28 protein-coding genes are annotated in these 13,622 nt (G+C 73.2%); 21 read left to right on the top strand and 7 right to left on the bottom strand.

Features of this window, described 5'->3' with window-relative positions:
- Positions 1 to 23: 23 nt before the first annotated feature.
- Genes ACI8AX_RS20195 through ACI8AX_RS20185 form a run of 3 tightly spaced genes read right to left on the bottom strand, consistent with a single transcriptional unit; the run spans position 24 to position 2,302 of the window.
- The gene (locus tag ACI8AX_RS20195) at positions 24 to 1,508 is read right to left on the bottom strand and encodes a recombinase family protein (RefSeq protein WP_456551651.1); all 1,485 of its coding nucleotides are present in this window, start codon (positions 1,506 to 1,508) and stop codon (positions 24 to 26) included.
- Positions 1,492 to 1,950: an ImmA/IrrE family metallo-endopeptidase gene (locus tag ACI8AX_RS20190; protein WP_456551650.1), complete on the bottom strand. Its 459-nt coding sequence runs from the start codon at positions 1,948 to 1,950 to the stop codon at positions 1,492 to 1,494. The genes ACI8AX_RS20195 and ACI8AX_RS20190 overlap by 17 nt, the downstream gene beginning before the upstream one ends.
- The gene (locus ACI8AX_RS20185; RefSeq protein ID WP_456551649.1) at positions 1,934 to 2,302 is read right to left on the bottom strand and encodes a helix-turn-helix transcriptional regulator; all 369 of its coding nucleotides are present in this window, start codon (positions 2,300 to 2,302) and stop codon (positions 1,934 to 1,936) included. The genes ACI8AX_RS20190 and ACI8AX_RS20185 overlap by 17 nt, the downstream gene beginning before the upstream one ends.
- Before the next feature lie 195 nt (positions 2,303 to 2,497).
- Between ACI8AX_RS20185 and ACI8AX_RS20180 the strand changes: the two genes are divergently transcribed.
- From ACI8AX_RS20180 to ACI8AX_RS20105, 16 genes are all read left to right on the top strand, one after another.
- A complete protein-coding gene (locus tag ACI8AX_RS20180; protein ID WP_456551648.1) occupies positions 2,498 to 2,752 on the top strand; it encodes a helix-turn-helix domain-containing protein in 255 nt (84 codons plus the stop codon).
- Positions 2,749 to 3,507 carry a phage antirepressor KilAC domain-containing protein gene (locus tag ACI8AX_RS20175; RefSeq protein ID WP_456551647.1) on the top strand — a complete coding sequence of 253 codons (759 nt, stop codon included), beginning with the start codon at positions 2,749 to 2,751 and terminating at the stop codon, positions 3,505 to 3,507. The genes ACI8AX_RS20180 and ACI8AX_RS20175 overlap by 4 nt, the downstream gene beginning before the upstream one ends.
- Positions 3,504 to 3,689 (top strand): hypothetical protein, encoded by a 186-nt coding sequence (locus ACI8AX_RS20170; protein WP_456551646.1) that lies wholly within the window; start codon positions 3,504 to 3,506, stop codon positions 3,687 to 3,689. The genes ACI8AX_RS20175 and ACI8AX_RS20170 overlap by 4 nt, the downstream gene beginning before the upstream one ends.
- Positions 3,690 to 3,778: 89 nt before the next feature.
- Positions 3,779 to 4,165 (top strand): DUF6197 family protein, encoded by a 387-nt coding sequence (locus ACI8AX_RS20165; RefSeq protein ID WP_456551645.1) that lies wholly within the window; start codon positions 3,779 to 3,781, stop codon positions 4,163 to 4,165.
- Positions 4,162 to 4,389, top strand: coding sequence for a hypothetical protein (locus tag ACI8AX_RS20160; protein WP_456551644.1), 228 nt, complete (start codon positions 4,162 to 4,164; stop codon positions 4,387 to 4,389). The genes ACI8AX_RS20165 and ACI8AX_RS20160 overlap by 4 nt, the downstream gene beginning before the upstream one ends.
- A 109-nt stretch (positions 4,390 to 4,498) precedes the next feature.
- Positions 4,499 to 5,122, top strand: a complete 624-nt coding sequence (locus tag ACI8AX_RS20155; RefSeq protein WP_456551643.1) for an ERF family protein — start codon at positions 4,499 to 4,501, stop codon at positions 5,120 to 5,122.
- On the top strand, positions 5,119 to 5,448 hold the full coding sequence (locus tag ACI8AX_RS20150) for a hypothetical protein (protein WP_456551642.1): 330 nt from the start codon (positions 5,119 to 5,121) through the stop codon (positions 5,446 to 5,448). The genes ACI8AX_RS20155 and ACI8AX_RS20150 overlap by 4 nt, the downstream gene beginning before the upstream one ends.
- Positions 5,445 to 5,639, top strand: a complete 195-nt coding sequence (locus ACI8AX_RS20145) for a hypothetical protein (protein ID WP_456551641.1) — start codon at positions 5,445 to 5,447, stop codon at positions 5,637 to 5,639. Before ACI8AX_RS20150 ends, ACI8AX_RS20145 begins: the two co-directional genes overlap by 4 nt.
- A complete protein-coding gene (locus tag ACI8AX_RS20140; RefSeq protein WP_456551640.1) occupies positions 5,636 to 5,842 on the top strand; it encodes a hypothetical protein in 207 nt (68 codons plus the stop codon). The genes ACI8AX_RS20145 and ACI8AX_RS20140 overlap by 4 nt, the downstream gene beginning before the upstream one ends.
- Positions 5,839 to 6,336 carry a hypothetical protein gene (locus ACI8AX_RS20135; protein WP_456551639.1) on the top strand — a complete coding sequence of 166 codons (498 nt, stop codon included), beginning with the start codon at positions 5,839 to 5,841 and terminating at the stop codon, positions 6,334 to 6,336. The genes ACI8AX_RS20140 and ACI8AX_RS20135 overlap by 4 nt, the downstream gene beginning before the upstream one ends.
- Before the next feature lie 95 nt (positions 6,337 to 6,431).
- Positions 6,432 to 6,902, top strand: a complete 471-nt coding sequence (locus ACI8AX_RS20130) for a WhiB family transcriptional regulator (protein WP_456551638.1) — start codon at positions 6,432 to 6,434, stop codon at positions 6,900 to 6,902.
- A 52-nt stretch (positions 6,903 to 6,954) separates the two neighbouring features.
- Positions 6,955 to 7,659, top strand: coding sequence for a helix-turn-helix domain-containing protein (locus ACI8AX_RS20125; RefSeq protein ID WP_456551637.1), 705 nt, complete (start codon positions 6,955 to 6,957; stop codon positions 7,657 to 7,659).
- Entirely contained in the window at positions 7,656 to 7,925 is a 270-nt protein-coding gene (locus ACI8AX_RS20120; protein ID WP_456551636.1) for a hypothetical protein, read from the top strand. The genes ACI8AX_RS20125 and ACI8AX_RS20120 overlap by 4 nt, the downstream gene beginning before the upstream one ends.
- Complete coding sequence (locus tag ACI8AX_RS20115; protein WP_456551635.1) at positions 7,922 to 8,485, top strand: hypothetical protein; 564 nt, start codon at positions 7,922 to 7,924, stop codon at positions 8,483 to 8,485. Before ACI8AX_RS20120 ends, ACI8AX_RS20115 begins: the two co-directional genes overlap by 4 nt.
- A complete protein-coding gene (locus ACI8AX_RS20110) occupies positions 8,482 to 8,961 on the top strand; it encodes a hypothetical protein (protein WP_456551634.1) in 480 nt (159 codons plus the stop codon). Before ACI8AX_RS20115 ends, ACI8AX_RS20110 begins: the two co-directional genes overlap by 4 nt.
- Entirely contained in the window at positions 8,958 to 9,359 is a 402-nt protein-coding gene (locus ACI8AX_RS20105) for a WhiB family transcriptional regulator (RefSeq protein ID WP_456551633.1), read from the top strand. Before ACI8AX_RS20110 ends, ACI8AX_RS20105 begins: the two co-directional genes overlap by 4 nt.
- A 5-nt stretch (positions 9,360 to 9,364) precedes the next feature.
- On the opposite strand, the gene ACI8AX_RS20100 is transcribed toward ACI8AX_RS20105, so the two are convergent.
- From ACI8AX_RS20100 to ACI8AX_RS20090, 3 genes are all read right to left on the bottom strand, one after another.
- Positions 9,365 to 9,697, bottom strand: coding sequence for a hypothetical protein (locus ACI8AX_RS20100; RefSeq protein ID WP_456551632.1), 333 nt, complete (start codon positions 9,695 to 9,697; stop codon positions 9,365 to 9,367).
- A gap of 87 nt (positions 9,698 to 9,784) precedes the next feature.
- Positions 9,785 to 10,318 carry a hypothetical protein gene (locus ACI8AX_RS20095; RefSeq protein ID WP_456551631.1) on the bottom strand — a complete coding sequence of 178 codons (534 nt, stop codon included), beginning with the start codon at positions 10,316 to 10,318 and terminating at the stop codon, positions 9,785 to 9,787.
- 12 nt (positions 10,319 to 10,330) lie between these two features.
- Positions 10,331 to 10,795 carry a hypothetical protein gene (locus tag ACI8AX_RS20090; RefSeq protein WP_456551630.1) on the bottom strand — a complete coding sequence of 155 codons (465 nt, stop codon included), beginning with the start codon at positions 10,793 to 10,795 and terminating at the stop codon, positions 10,331 to 10,333.
- A gap of 275 nt (positions 10,796 to 11,070) precedes the next feature.
- Between ACI8AX_RS20090 and ACI8AX_RS20085 the strand changes: the two genes are divergently transcribed.
- Genes ACI8AX_RS20085 through ACI8AX_RS20065 form a run of 5 tightly spaced genes read left to right on the top strand, consistent with a single transcriptional unit; the run spans position 11,071 to position 13,316 of the window.
- Positions 11,071 to 11,532 carry a hypothetical protein gene (locus ACI8AX_RS20085; protein WP_456551629.1) on the top strand — a complete coding sequence of 154 codons (462 nt, stop codon included), beginning with the start codon at positions 11,071 to 11,073 and terminating at the stop codon, positions 11,530 to 11,532.
- Positions 11,529 to 11,987: an XF1762 family protein gene (locus ACI8AX_RS20080; protein WP_456551628.1), complete on the top strand. Its 459-nt coding sequence runs from the start codon at positions 11,529 to 11,531 to the stop codon at positions 11,985 to 11,987. Before ACI8AX_RS20085 ends, ACI8AX_RS20080 begins: the two co-directional genes overlap by 4 nt.
- Positions 11,984 to 12,670: a hypothetical protein gene (locus ACI8AX_RS20075; protein WP_456551627.1), complete on the top strand. Its 687-nt coding sequence runs from the start codon at positions 11,984 to 11,986 to the stop codon at positions 12,668 to 12,670. Before ACI8AX_RS20080 ends, ACI8AX_RS20075 begins: the two co-directional genes overlap by 4 nt.
- The gene (locus ACI8AX_RS20070; RefSeq protein WP_456551626.1) at positions 12,667 to 12,972 is read left to right on the top strand and encodes a hypothetical protein; all 306 of its coding nucleotides are present in this window, start codon (positions 12,667 to 12,669) and stop codon (positions 12,970 to 12,972) included. The genes ACI8AX_RS20075 and ACI8AX_RS20070 overlap by 4 nt, the downstream gene beginning before the upstream one ends.
- Positions 12,969 to 13,316 (top strand): hypothetical protein, encoded by a 348-nt coding sequence (locus ACI8AX_RS20065; protein ID WP_456551625.1) that lies wholly within the window; start codon positions 12,969 to 12,971, stop codon positions 13,314 to 13,316. The genes ACI8AX_RS20070 and ACI8AX_RS20065 overlap by 4 nt, the downstream gene beginning before the upstream one ends.
- On the opposite strand, the gene ACI8AX_RS20060 is transcribed toward ACI8AX_RS20065, so the two are convergent.
- Positions 13,313 to 13,546: a hypothetical protein gene (locus ACI8AX_RS20060; protein WP_456551624.1), complete on the bottom strand. Its 234-nt coding sequence runs from the start codon at positions 13,544 to 13,546 to the stop codon at positions 13,313 to 13,315. The genes ACI8AX_RS20065 and ACI8AX_RS20060 overlap by 4 nt on opposite strands.
- Positions 13,547 to 13,622 lie beyond the last annotated feature (76 nt).

The following is a 13,622-nucleotide window of genomic DNA, read 5'->3' as shown; positions in this document are numbered from 1 at the left end:
CGAACAGCACCGTGCCGAGAAGGTCAAAAGGGCGGCTGCCACTCCCAGGCGGGCACGACCTGGACGTCGGACCGCCAGGCGCCGCGGGTGACGACGACCCGCAGGAGGGGACGGCAGATGCGGTTGCGGGTGGCGACGGCGACAGTGGGCCAGTCGGCGACGAGGTCGGCGATGTCGCGGCGGCTCGGCAGGTTCGGCGGGGTGCTGGTGATCGCCTGGTCCAGCGCGGCCTGGGCGATGGAGCGCTCCTCCGCCAGCTGGGCGCTGGTGGCGGTGTAGGCGGCTTCGGGGATGACGCCGCGGGTGTACTCGCGGGTGAGCTTGGTGAGCTCGCTGTCGAGCTGGGTGACCGCCCGGGCGAGGCGGGTGACGGCGGCCTTGCCGGCGACGCGGGCGGCCTGGTCGGAGACGTCGAGGGCGGCGTGGTGTTCCACGTCGTGGGCGTAGGCGGTGAGCCACTGCAGCGCGGCTTCCTCCGCGCGGGCCTTCACCACGGAGCTGGGCTGCGGGCAGCCGGCGGTCTCGCACTTGTAGTAGACGCCGGGGCCGCGGGACTGCTTGACGCGCATCCCGTAGCCGCAGGCGCCGCAGCGCACGAGCCCGGCCAGCGTGGTGGTGGGGGTGAGCAGCCGGCGGGGTGTGGTGGCGCGGCGCTCCCGCTCCCGCCGGTACGCGGTCCACGTCTTCGCGGTGATCACCGGCTGGTGGGCGCCGTCGATCCAGGTGCGGCGGCGGCAGGTGTCGGCGTTGCGGCAGCCGCAGGTGGGGTCGTGGACATGGAGGAGGCCGGCGGCGAAGCCGTTGTCGAGGAGGGACCCGACGCCGCGGTGGGTCCAGGCGGTGCCGGTGGCGCGTGAGGGGACGCCGACGGCGGTGAGCCACTCGGCGAGGGTGCGCAGGCCGACACCGTCGATGAACCGCCGGTACGCCTCGGCCACCAGCGGCGCCGTCTCCGGGTCGGGGGCGTAGGTCTTGTCCTCGAGGTACAGGTAGCCGGGCCGGTAGCCGCCGCCGTGCGGCAGGCCCTTGGAGCGGCGCCGGGCGTGGGTCTCCTTCCACTGCTCGCCCTTCACCTCGGACTCCCAGGCGGCGAGCTCGGCCAACATGCCGCGCTGCAGCCGGCCAGCGGCGGTGGACACGTCGACGGGTTCGGTGGCGGACTCGATCGCGCCGCCGGCGACCTCGACGCGGTCGACGGCGACGGCCCAGTCCTTGCGGGAGCGGGACAGGCGGGACCAGCGCCACAGCACGATGACGTCGGCGGCGCCGCTCTCGACGAGGTCGAGGGTGCGCTGCACGCCTGGGCGGTTCCAGGTGCGGCCGGAGATGCCGGGGTCGGCGATGACCTCGGTGACGGTGTAGCTGCGGCGGGCGCAGTAGTCGCGGCAGGCGGTCTCCTGTAGCTCGAGGCTGATGGAATCGTCCCGGGACACCGACTGCCGCAGGTACAGCACCGCCCGGGGGGCGGTCTGCGGGACCGCCCGGAGATTGCTACGCCGCGTGGTCACAGCCGGCCAGCTCCTGCCGCAGCCACGTCTCCTCCGAGGGGCGCAGCGTCTCCAGGCGCAGCTGTAGCACCGGCAGGGTGACGTCGAGCTCGTGGGCGACGGCCTGCGGGTTCCGCGGGTGGGTGAGCATCGCCGCGGCCAAGTCCCGGACGTGCAGCAGCCGGCGGGCGGCTTCCCGGTCGGCGCGGGTCTCCTGCCGTCGGGCCATCCGCGGCCCGTCGGGGCCGATGTGGGCGACCTGCCGGTCGTCGTGGTCGACGTGCACCAACTCGTGCGCCAGCGCGCACCGCTGCTCGACCGGCGCCAGGGAGGCCCGCAGGACGATCAGGCGCAGCCATGGGAGCCACCACGCGTGCCCCTTGCCGTCGGGCAGCTCGTCGAGGAACAGGTCGATGTCGCCGCGCCGCTCCAGATCCGCCCACGGGTCATACCTGCTCGCCACCCCTGTCGTCCCCCCGCTGTCGTTCGAGCCTCTTGACGAGGCCGCGCACGTACTCCTGGTCCTCTGGACTCAGGTGGCTGATATCCACTGGGTCCACCCCCGCACCGACGGGGAGATCGGCCGAGGGTTCGGGATCCTGCGGAGCGGGTGTGACAGTTCCTGCCTCGCCGGGTTCCTGGTCGCCGCGGTCGCGCAGCTTCACGCCGAGGACCTGCTCCAGGCGGGCGAGGCGGTTGCGGGGCACGGACTCGCCGCGCTCCCAGTTGCCGAAGGTCCTGCTGGAGACGCCGACGCGGGCAGCGACCCACTGCTGCGTCTTGCCGGCGCGCTCGCGTGCCTCGCGGATGCGCATGGCAAGCGGTGTGGACACGGCCGGAACACTCCCAGGCAACTAGAGGAAAGCCAAACGGCGTGGCCATAGGAAACAGGCCCGAGCGGAGGGAAACAACAGGCATGTAAGCCAGGCAAAAGCCCTGGTGACACGCTGGTTCAGTCTCTTTCCTGCTCCACCTTGACGTTGCTTCCTGTTCCTTCCTACAGTGTCCTCATGTCACTCCGACGGGCCAACGGATCAGCCATCCGGGCCATCAGAGAGGCCGTCGGCATCAAGCACGGCGACCTCGCTCGCACCGCCGGGATCTCGGCCGGCTACCTGTCCAACATCGAGGCCGGGCGCAAGCAACCCGCCCCCGACGTCATGCGCGCCCTGGCCGACCGCCTCGGTGTCCCGCTCGACGCCATCACCTACGTCATCCCCGAGGCGCGCGAGACCGTCCGGGAGCCCGTCGGGGCTGGCCGATGACCGCCCAGCTCGCCCCGTACCAGTTCGGCGGTCACGAGGTCCGCGTCGTCGTCGGCGCCGACGGTGAGCCGTGGTTCGTCGCCGGCGGCGTCTGCGCGGTGCTCGACCTCCCCAACGTCAGTCAGGCAGTCAGTCGTCTCGCCGAGGACGAGAAGAGCACCATCACCAGTGGTGAGGGTGGCCCGGGCCGCCTGATCGTGAATGAGGCGGGCCTGTACCGGCTGATCTTCACCAGCCGCCGGCCCGAGGCCGAGGCCTTCCGCCGCTGGGTCACCCACGAGGTCCTGCCGACCATCCGCCGCACCGGCTCCTACGGCACCGCTCCGGCGGTGCCCGAGATCGGGCCGGCGTTTTTGCGGCAGATCGCCGAGGCGATGGAGGCCAAGGACCAGCAAATCGCCGAGCTGGAGCCGCGGGCCGCGGTCGCCGACACGCTCATGACCGCCGACGGCGACTACTCGCTGCGGGAGGCCGCGCAGATCCTGTCCCGCGACCACGGCATCGACACCGGACAGAACCGGCTCCTGCGGACGCTGCGGGACCTGGGCTGGGTCGACTACCGCGGCAAGCCCTACCAGCGGTCCATCGAGAACGGGCGGCTGTCCGTGCGGACCCGCACCTACGACCACCCGCACACCGGCGAGCCGACGATCACCACGCAGGTGCGGGTGACCGGCAAGGGCCTGGCGTGGCTGCACGGGAACTGGCCGCAGCCTCGGCAGCCGCTGGCTGTGCTCCCCGGGGGCATGGCGTGACCGCCCCGGCCGAGGCGCTCGCCGAGGCCGGCCGGGCCCTGGCCGCCGGCGTGGCCCGCCGGGACTCCCTCGACCCGCACACCGCCGCCCTCGAGGCGTACGAGCCGGGCGGCCCGTCGGTGGCCGAGATCGAGGCGCTGATCCGCGCCCAGCGGGGCGAGTCCGTCCCGCTCGCGTCCTGACTCACCCCGCAACGACGACGACCCGCCCGGTGGAAGCGGACGGGTCGTCATGCGACCGAACCACCCACCTACGACAGGAGTTCGATCTGATGCAGGTTACGGCCTCTCCCCCGACCACGGCGCCCGGCGTGCTGTACGCCGCGGCCGACTACCTCGAGCAGCCAGGCCACTGGGGCAAGGGCTTCTACGCGCAGGGCGACGGCGCCTGCCGGTGCGCCCTCGGCGCGATCGCCGCGGTGGTCGACCCGGCGTCGGTCGACGTCGACCCGGCGTTCGTGCACCACCCGCTCGACCCGCGCCGGCATCTGGCCAACGACGCCGTGTGGCTGCTGGAGGCGTACCTGGCGCTGCAGGTCGGCTACGTGCAGCCGGAGGACTCCGGCCCCTTCGTGGGCGCGTGGAACGACGAGCAGGAGTCCGCGGACGTCGTCGTGCAGACGATGCGGGACGCCGCCGCGTGGGGGTCGCACCTGTGACCGCCTACGACTGGGTGTGCATGGTCGGCGGCGCCTGGCTGCTGGCCGCGGTCCTGCTGGCGCCGAGCCTGGGGCAGCTGCTGCGCCGCACCACAGCGGCCGCGGAGCCGGCCGACGCCGGCCTGGACGTCCTCGGCGACGCCTTCGACACCCTGCCGCTCGCGGTGCTGCCGCCGGCGGAGCAGGTGCGCCGCCTCGAGCTGCTGTACCGGGACGCCGCGTGAGCGCCCCCAAGCCCTGCTCGGGCTACGTGCTCCGCTCCGGCACCCGCTGGGTGAAGGTGTGCGATTGCCACCGCGGCCAGGTGCTCGTTGCCCCGCGGAAGGCCGCCGCGTGACCACCATCTACGAGGCGCTCGCCGAGGTCATGCACGACGTGCAGGCCGTGAAGAAGGGCGACCGCAACGCCGCCCAGGGCTTCAACTTCCGCGGCATCGACGCCGTCCTCAATGCGGTCGGCCCGGCGCTGCGCAAGCACAAGGTGGTCGTCAGCCCCCGCGTCGACTCGATCGACTACAGCACCGTCGAGGTCGGCACCAAGCGCACGCTGATGGGCCACGTGCGGGTGGTGTGCACCTACACCTTCCACGGGCCCGAGGGCGACAGCCTCCCGGCGCAGGCCGCCGGGGAGGCGATGGACTCCGGCGACAAGGCCACGGCGAAGGCGATGAGCGTGGCCTACCGCACCGCCCTGCTGCAGGCGTTGGCGCTGCCCACTGACGAGCCGGACCCCGACGCCACCGCCTACGAGCGCGCCCCGGCCCGCCCGGCCGCGCCGCCAGCGGACGAGCTGATCGCCCAGGCGCAGTCCGCGGCCAACGGCGACGAGCTGACCCGCATCGCCCGCATGGCCGTGTCCGGCCACCTCACCGACGACGAACTCGCCGCGGTCCGGGAGGTCGTCACCGCCCGCCGCGCCGAGCTCACCACCCCCACCCAGGCAGGAGCCGCAGCATGACAATCACCGACCCGTCGACGGCGCTCGAGCACGCCGACCTCATGCAGGACCTGTTCGTGTCCGTCAGCCAGGCGTGCGTGCACATGGGGCTGCGGCCCTGCGGCGTGCAGGTCATCACCTACATGCAGCCGCCGCAGGTGCGGGTGCAGCTCGAGACCGGGGACACGGCCGCGGTCGACGCGCTGGCGGACGCGTTCGGGCTGCCCGGTGAGGCGGACCCGGAGTGGGTGAACTACGACCGGCAGGGGCCGGCGGAGGTGCACGGGCAGCCGTTCACCCTGCAGGTGTTCACCGGCCGCCCGGCGCCCGAGCAGGTGGCGGCGTGACGGCCCGGCTGCGGGTCGTCCCGGACGGGACGTCGGCGGAGGTCGAGGCGTTGGCGGACCGGCTCGTCGGGCACGTCGCCGAGCCGCAGCGGATCGGCCGGTTCCTCGCCTGGCGGGTGTGGGGCCGCGACGAGGCCCGCGACCTCGCCGAGGAGCTGCTGGCCACCCTCACCGCCCGGGGTGTCCGGTGACCGGCGGCGTCTACGACAGCGTGCGCGAGCGCCTCGACCGTCAGCTGGCAGCCGAGGAGAACGCCCGCGCCGCGCGGATGCGCGCGCTGGACGAGGCACTGACCGCCGTCCTGACCTACGACGACGACGCTCTCGACGCCGAGGACCTGGCCACCCTCAACCAGGCCCAGGCGGTCGTGAACGACCTTCGGAGGACGTGGTGACCGCCCGGGACCTGGCGTCGCGGCTGCTGGCGCTGCGCGTGGTGAAGGACTGGATCGCCGCCGAGGAGCGTGACCTGCGCGCGGCCGCGGCCGGGGACCTGGTCGTCGGTGAGCGGGTCACCGGCCTCGCCGACCCCGACGACAAGCAGTCCGTCCTCGGCTTCGTGCAGCTCACCAAGGCCCGGCAGTCATGGGGCATCGCCGACCCAGACGCGCTGATCGAGTGGGTCGCCGAGCACGCCCCCAGTGAGCTGGTGACGGTGCCGGCGCGGGAAGACGTGCGCGCGTCGTTCGTGGCTGCGCTCGTGGACTCCGTGAAGAAGCACGGCGGCTGGCTGCACCCCGACACCGGGGAGCTGATCCCCGTGGACGGGGTGGAGTGCCGCACCGGTGAGCCGGTGCTGACCGTGAAGCCCACGGCGGAGGCGGACGGGCTGGTGCGTGAGGCGATCGCCGCGCGGCGGCTGCAGCTCACCCCGGGGGGCGCCTCCTGAGCCCTGCACCGCACCACGCGACCGGGATGTAGCTCGACGCCCACGGAGGGGCGCACGGCCCACGGACGGGCCAACTGTCAGGGGGACAGACACCAGTGAATGCACGGGGACAGGGCCGAGCCGCGGCCACCACCAACGACGGGGCGCCGCTGCAGGCGCCGTTCTTCGACGGCACCCAGGTGTGCCGGCAGGTCGACCCGGAGCTGTTCTTCCCGGAGCCGCAGAACGCGCTGCGGGCGGCCGGGGTCGCGAAGGGCCTGTGCGGGCCGTGCGAGTTCCGGGACCTGTGCCTGCAGTGGGCGCTGACCGCGCCGGAGCAGTACGGCATCTGGGCGGGCACCACGGAGCAGGAGCGCCGGAAGATGCGGGACCGGCTGGGGCTGCCGCAGCCGCCGCAGTACCGGTCGGCGGCGCAGATGGAGAAGGCGCAGCGGGCGCAGCTGGTGCGGGAGTTGTCCGCCGCCGGCGTCCACCCGGCCGAGATCGCCGCGCGGGTGGGGCTGTCGGAGCGGCATGTGCTGCGGATCCGGCACTCCGCGGGGATCGCCGACGACCGGGTCGCCTGATGGTCCGGGTGGTTCGCCCGGGCGGTTGTCACAGCGGCGTGACGCTGGGCCGGTGCTGAATGGGGTCGACCGGTACGAGTGGGAGCGCCTGGTGCGCCGGTGCCAGCTCACGGCGCCCACGAAGCTGGTGGCGCTGACGATGGCCACGTACGCGAACGCTGACGGGACGTCGATCTACCCCGGGGTGGCGCGGCTGACGGCGGTGACGGGGCTGTCGGACCGGTCGGTGCGTGCTGCGCTGAAGGCGCTGCGGGATGTCGGCCTGGTGGAGCGGACGGTCGAGGGGTCGCGGGCGGGCCGGCGGGCGCTGGCCGACGAGCACCGGCTGACGGTGCCCGACGACCTGCTGGAGCGGGTGATGCTGCTGCCCCCGGACGAGAAAGCACCGGCACCTGGTGCCGGTGATCGTTCGGGAGCAGCGGCACCTGGTGCCGGTGCCGCGCCCCGATCAGCGGCACGTGCTGCCGGTGATGGGGATGGATCACCGGCACACCCTGCCGGTGATGAGCCCGCCGAGGGCCACGGATCACCGGCACGTCATGCCGGATCACCGGCACGTCATGCCGGATCACCGGCACGTCGTTCCGGAACACCGGCACCTGGTGCCGCGATCACCGGCACCTCCTGCACCCCACCAACCCATGCACCAACCACTCACCAACCCATCACCAACGTGGAACTCCCAAACCGACGCAAGTCACGACCGCGCGAGGACCGCGACGACAAGGTCATCCGCGTCGAGAGGTGGGGACGGTGAGCCCGGAGAGGGCGGCCGCGGTCGCCAACACTGAGCGGGCCATCGCCGACCGCCTCGAGCACCTGGGCGTCGACGAGCCGGCCGACGCCGCGGCCCGGCTCGTGAAGTGGCTGCAGTCCCGCGGCTGGCGAGTTCACCCGGAGTTGGCCAGCGACCTCCCGACCAGGCCGCGCACCGCCCCGCCGGCGGTCGCCAAGGCCGCCCTCGCGGAGGCGCGGGCCGCCGTCGCGGCCAAGCGCGGCAGCCGACCGGAGGCCCAGCGGTGAGCGACGACGTCGACGAGATCGCCGTCGAGCGGGCCTGCAAGGGCGACCGCGCCATCCGCCTCAACCGGGCCGAGGTCGCCGCCGCCGTGCGGCTCTGCGAGCGCCGCGGCCTCTCCGACAACCAGACCGCCGAGCTCCTGGGCATCACCGCCCGCTCCGTCATCCGCATCCGCCACGGGGAGACCGACCTCCCCTACTCGCGCAGAGGGACCCCCATGGACAGCACCAAGGACAAGATCGCCGCCGCCCGCCAGTCGAAGGTCCCGCAGGTGCGGCGGGCCGCTGAGAAGGCCGCGAAGGCGCTCACCGAGCTCGACGCCGTCCTGGCCGAGTGGGACGCCAAGGAGCAGGCGCTGGAGCGGATCGCCGAGCTCGAGCGGGAGCTCGCGGAGGCGAAGGCGAAGCTGCACGGCGGGAAGCCGGCCAAGGCCACGGGGAGCGGGGTGCACGCCCAGGCGCGGGCGTGGGCCCGGCAGCAGGGCATCGCCGTGCCGGCCATCGGACTGGTGTCGCGGGACATCCTCGACGCCTGGAGGCAGGCGACCGGGCGGGCGGCGTGAGACGGACGCCGGTGCCGCCGCGGAAGGTGGGCCTGGCCCGCGGCCCGCTGCAACTCCCCCGCCGCACGCCCCTGGCCCGACAGGTGGCGCCCCGGCAGCCCGCCCAGCCCCGCCCCAAGCCCACCACCCCCGGCTCGGACATCCCCCAGGCCGCGCGCGAGGCGGTGGCGGCCCGCTCAGGGGGCCGCTGCGAAGCCGCCATCGACGGCGTCTGCCTCGGCCCGGCCGGCAATGTGCACCACCGGCGGAGGCGGGGCGTCGGCGACGACCCGCACGCCGTCCACAACCTGCTGCACCTGTGTGGATCCGGCACCACCGGCTGCCACGGCGCCGCCCACCGGCAGCCGGCGCTGGCGATGCACTTCGGGTGGATCGTGTCCGCCTACGCCGACCCGGCCGCGCAGCCGGTGCAGGTGCGGGGGCGGTGGGTGCGGCTCACCGGTGGCGGCTACGAACCCGCGGACCCGCCGCTGTGACCGGCCTGCCCTGTGCCGGCGACCCGGACGGCTGGTTCCGCACCGACCCCGCCTCCGTGCAGGCGGCGAAGGCCGGCTGCGGCGGCTGCCCCGCCCGCGACCGGTGCCTGCAGCTGGCGCTGGCCGAGAGTGAGCAGCACGGGGTGTGGGGCGGCCTCACCCCCGCCGAACGGGCCGACCTCGACCGTCAGCCCGACGAGTTGTTCGCCGCCACCCGCGTCGAGGTGCAGGTCGACCACTCCCGGGCCGCCTACGTCGCTGGCGTGCACGGCGACTGCGCCCGCTGCCGGGCCGCTAACGCCGCCTTCAAAGCGCAGTGGCTGGCCGAACGGACTTCTGTCACTCCACCGGAAGCATCGCCGGCAGAGCAACTCGACCTGTTCGGGAGGACAGCTTGACCGAGCTACTCACTACTCCCCTGGCCCCGTCCGGCATCCCAGACGCCCAGAGCCACCGTTACGGCTGCCTGGGCCAGCAGAGTTGTGAGCATCCTGGTGCGGTTCACCTCGTCGACCACCCACATGCCGCCGAGTGCCATGAGCGACAGCCAGAGCAGCGCGAGACAGGTCAACCCGACCGTCCCCAGCACGAGCGCGATGACGACAGCGCTCGTCCGCGACACCCGGCCACCTCTCGGCTTGTCAGCCATGAAGCGGTAGTGCCAGACCAGCCCGGCGAACAGGAAGACCGGCGAGAGGGTGGCGATCAGGACGTAGAAGTCGGCGTACTCGACCATGCCAGGCAGGCTGCACGAGCGGGTTTCGGTGGGCGGGTAGGCGCGCTACGAGGTGCGCCCCCATCGACCGCTACGGCGCGGACCTGCTCAATTGCCGTCGACGCGCACCCAGCCCGGCGGCGGGCCGTCGACCTCCTCGGCTGGCACCCACCCTCGAGCCCGCCAATAGGCCTCCCGAGCGTCGTCCCGACCCTCGTCCTCGTCCTCGTACTCGTCCTCGTACTCGTCCTCGTCCTCGACGTACTCGTCCTCGTCTGCTGTCGCAGCGAGGTCGGCGTGAACAGCCGCGAGATCCGCGTTCGCGACCGCGAGGCTCCGCAGGCCCACCAGAGCGCCGCCGGCCGCGGCCAAGCACACCAGCGACAGGGCACCCGCTCGAGCCGGGCCAAGCACATCACTGCACGAGGCAGCACGGTCCGCATAGGACTCTCGCGTCTGGTCGCCGAAACCGAGTTCGGTCTCCCAGAAGTTCGTCTGAGTCCCCGACGGGGACTCGTCGGGAACGAAGGCCGAGCCGCACTTCAGCCCGTCGTAGTAGCTGGAGTCCGTCGAGTGGGGCCAGAAGCCCACCGCGAGACCGATCGCCAGGACCACGCCGCAGGCCGCGAACCACTTGCTCATGCCTGGTGCTCGCTACTTGGAGGGGGCGACAGTCGCCGAATTGCCCGTGTCGTCCGCGCCTTCAGTGGCCTTCACCCAGTCGGCGGGCGGGGCGTCGAGCTCCGACTTGGGGACGAACCCCTGCGCCCGCCAATGCGCCTCAGCGGACCGGGCACCGTGCCGACGGACGGCCCACAGCCCACCGACCGCCGCTGCGCTCACCAGTCCACCGCCGACGGTCGTCGCGATGGCGGGGGTCCGGATGTCAGCCAGGACCAGGTTGTTGCAGGCGGTGGTGCGGAACAAGTCGTCCTCGAACAGGATTTGCGCGATGCGATTCTCCGGAACGGAGCCAACGCTGTACTCGTAGGCCGGCGAGGACGACGGGAAAAAGGGCGACCCGCACTCCACGCCACGCACGTCGCTGATCTCGGCGGTCTGCGGCCACAGGCCCAGTCCCAGACCAACCGCAGCGACGACAGCCCCAAGGGCGGCCACAACCCGCAAGCCAGTACGCAATTCTGTCCCCTGTCTTCTCTCCGGGCCCGGGGACGGTATCGGCGGAACGGGGCCGATTCGGTACCAGCTGGCCACAGAGTCCTCACCACGGGTGAGACGTCCCGGTGACCGCAGCCCGGCACGACGGCGACGACACAGGACGGCTGCTTGACCCGATGTCGGTCGAGGCTCACCGAGACGACCTGAGGTGCGGCGCTGGGCCCGGCCCGCGCCCCGCCGTCGCCCGCCAGGACCAGGGCGCGGAGGACGGGGAGGTGCTCCCGCCGGACTGGCACGACGGACCGCCGTGCCCGCACGGGATCGCGGACCGCTACCTCTGCCGGGTGTGCCACCCCGCCCGTGACGCGGTGCTCGCCGGCCTCAACGACGGACTCCGCACCGAAGGCGCCGCGACCGTGCTGCGGGACGCGCTGGTCGATGCCCTGACCCCGTTCCTCGGCGCCTACCTTGGCGCGACCTTCGACATGACGGGCGACTGGCCGGGCGCCGACCTGCTGGCCGAGTCGATCGCCGACGACTGCCTGCTCGACGAGAGCTTCGGGCCGCTTCACGCGCTGCTCGCCCAGGCCGCCGCGGACCGACAGGCAGTCGAGCGGGTCGAGGCGCTGGCGAAGCGGTGGGATGAGGTGGGCGACCAGGCGATGAGCTTGGACGACCGCGGCCTGGTCGCCGCTGCGGCAGCTAGCCTCCGCGCCGCCTTGCGAGGCGACCAGTGACGCAGCAGACGCTCACCATCGTTCCCGTCCGCTTCGAGGACGCCTCCAACTTCGTTGCCGCCTGGCACCGGCACCACCGGCCGCCCGTGGGCCACAAGTTCTCGATCGGCGTCGCCACGCCAGACGGCGTCCTTCGCGGTGTCGCCATGGTCGGCCGCCCGGTCGCCCGTTACCTCGACGACGGGCTGACGCTCGAGGTCAACCGCACCGCGACCGATGGCACCCCGAACGCCAACAGCGCCCTCTACGGCGCCGCCTGGCGCGCGGCTAAGGCCCTCGGCTATCAGCGCCTGCTCACCTACACGCAGGCCGGCGAAAGCGGCGCGAGCCTCAGGGGCGCCGGCTGGCGCGTGCTGGCCGAGCGCCCGGCGCGAAACGGCTGGGACATGCCGTCACGGCCGCGAGAGGACAACGGCGCCGCCTACGTCCAGCGCACGCTGTGGGAGGCGTCGTGAGCCGCCACCTGTCCCCCGAGCCGCCGCGTCGTCCGCTCGCCGCCGCCTACACGCGGCTCGTCGCCACCTACAGGTGGCTGAACGACGAGCGCTGGTGGCCGCACCTCACGGGCGCCCTTGTCGGAGCCGTCGCGTTCTGCTCCCTCACCGGCTGGGGAGTCGCCGCCATGAACGCAGCCGCCGACGACGTGGACACGACCGCCGCCGACGCACCGCCCACGCACACCACCGGGCGCACCGCCGTCGCGTCTATCGAGATCCTGCCACCCGTCGTCCCGTCCGTGGGGGCCGTGGACGAGGGGAAGGCGCCCGGTGACGTGACCGAGGAGGTCGACGGTGTGGCGGCTCCGACGACTCCGAATCGGGACCTGGGCACTCGTCCGGCTCAGACCGGCACGCCCGCCGCGACGAGCAGCCCTGCGCCGGCCACCACGGTGACCGTCACCGCCACCCCGCTCGACTGCCTCGACCCGATGGTCGAGTGCGCGTGCGACCACCTGGCGCACGACCCTGACCGGGACTGCGACCCGACGACGTCGTCCATCCCGACAGCGCCGGCCACCACGCCGACCGAGACGACTACCGCCACGCCGACCCCGACCAGCAGCGGCCCGGCGCCCGAACCAGCCCCGACGGAGACGCTGCCGTTCGTCGACGACCTCCTCGAGGTGATCGCGCCGTGACCGCTGTCTACGACGCGCCTGCCGTCGACGAGCGCACTCTCACCGAGCGGACTCGGGACGCAATCCTCAGCCGCGTCTTCTGCGGCGGCATCGACGGGCCGCTCGACGCAGCGGTTCGGGTCCTCGCCGACCCCGAGCTCCGCGACGCCCTCGACCTGCGAGACCAGCTGCGGGCCCGCCACCACTTGGTCGTCCGAGACACCGGCCCTGGCTGGCGCGAGGTGTGCTCCTGCGGCGCCCGCTGGGACGCCTGCGACGACGCCGCCCTCGCCTGGGGCCACCGACCCGAGGAGCGCCGGTGACCTGGTGGCAGATCGCCGCCGGCCTCGGCTCTGGCCTGCTGTTCTTCGTCGCCGTCGTCGCCATGGCGTCGGTACGTCGTGACCTTAACGAGCTGCGCGCCGACCTGGACCAGCACCGCGAGGACGTCGGCGACGTGCGCGGCGACATGGTGGATCTGGGCGAGTGGGCGGAGAAGGCGCAGGAGTGGATGACCGACGCCGACCGACACCTGCCCGGCCGGGACGAGCCGACCATGCCGCAGGGCACCGTGGTCGAGGCGGATCTGCAGCGGGTGCTCGAGGAGACGCCGCGGCCTAGCCCCACACCACGGCCACGGGGCCGGCACGCGGCCCCGGACAGCTAGCTGGTCTCCCGCGGCCTCAGCTGCTGCACGGTGCGTGTCCCCAGGTGATTGCCGTGGCCTGTGCCGTCCTCCCGCGGCTGAGACCACGACACCGACGCGCGCCACTCCTTCTCGCCGGAGCCCTTCACCCAGCCGTTGACGTAGCCGGGGTGCCACTCGCCGCCGGCCTCAACCCACACCGGGATCGGGGTCTCCTCGCGGCGCACCTTCGCCCGGAACCCCTCAGTCACAGCGACGACAGGCTACGTGCAGGCGGTGGGGCGTCCGAGGGGAAGCGGATGTCTCACCGCCCCACCACGACGAGGG

The sequence above is a fragment of the Blastococcus sp. SYSU D00813 genome (genome assembly GCF_054050735.1).
This window is presented reverse-complemented; position numbering and strand designations above follow the sequence as displayed.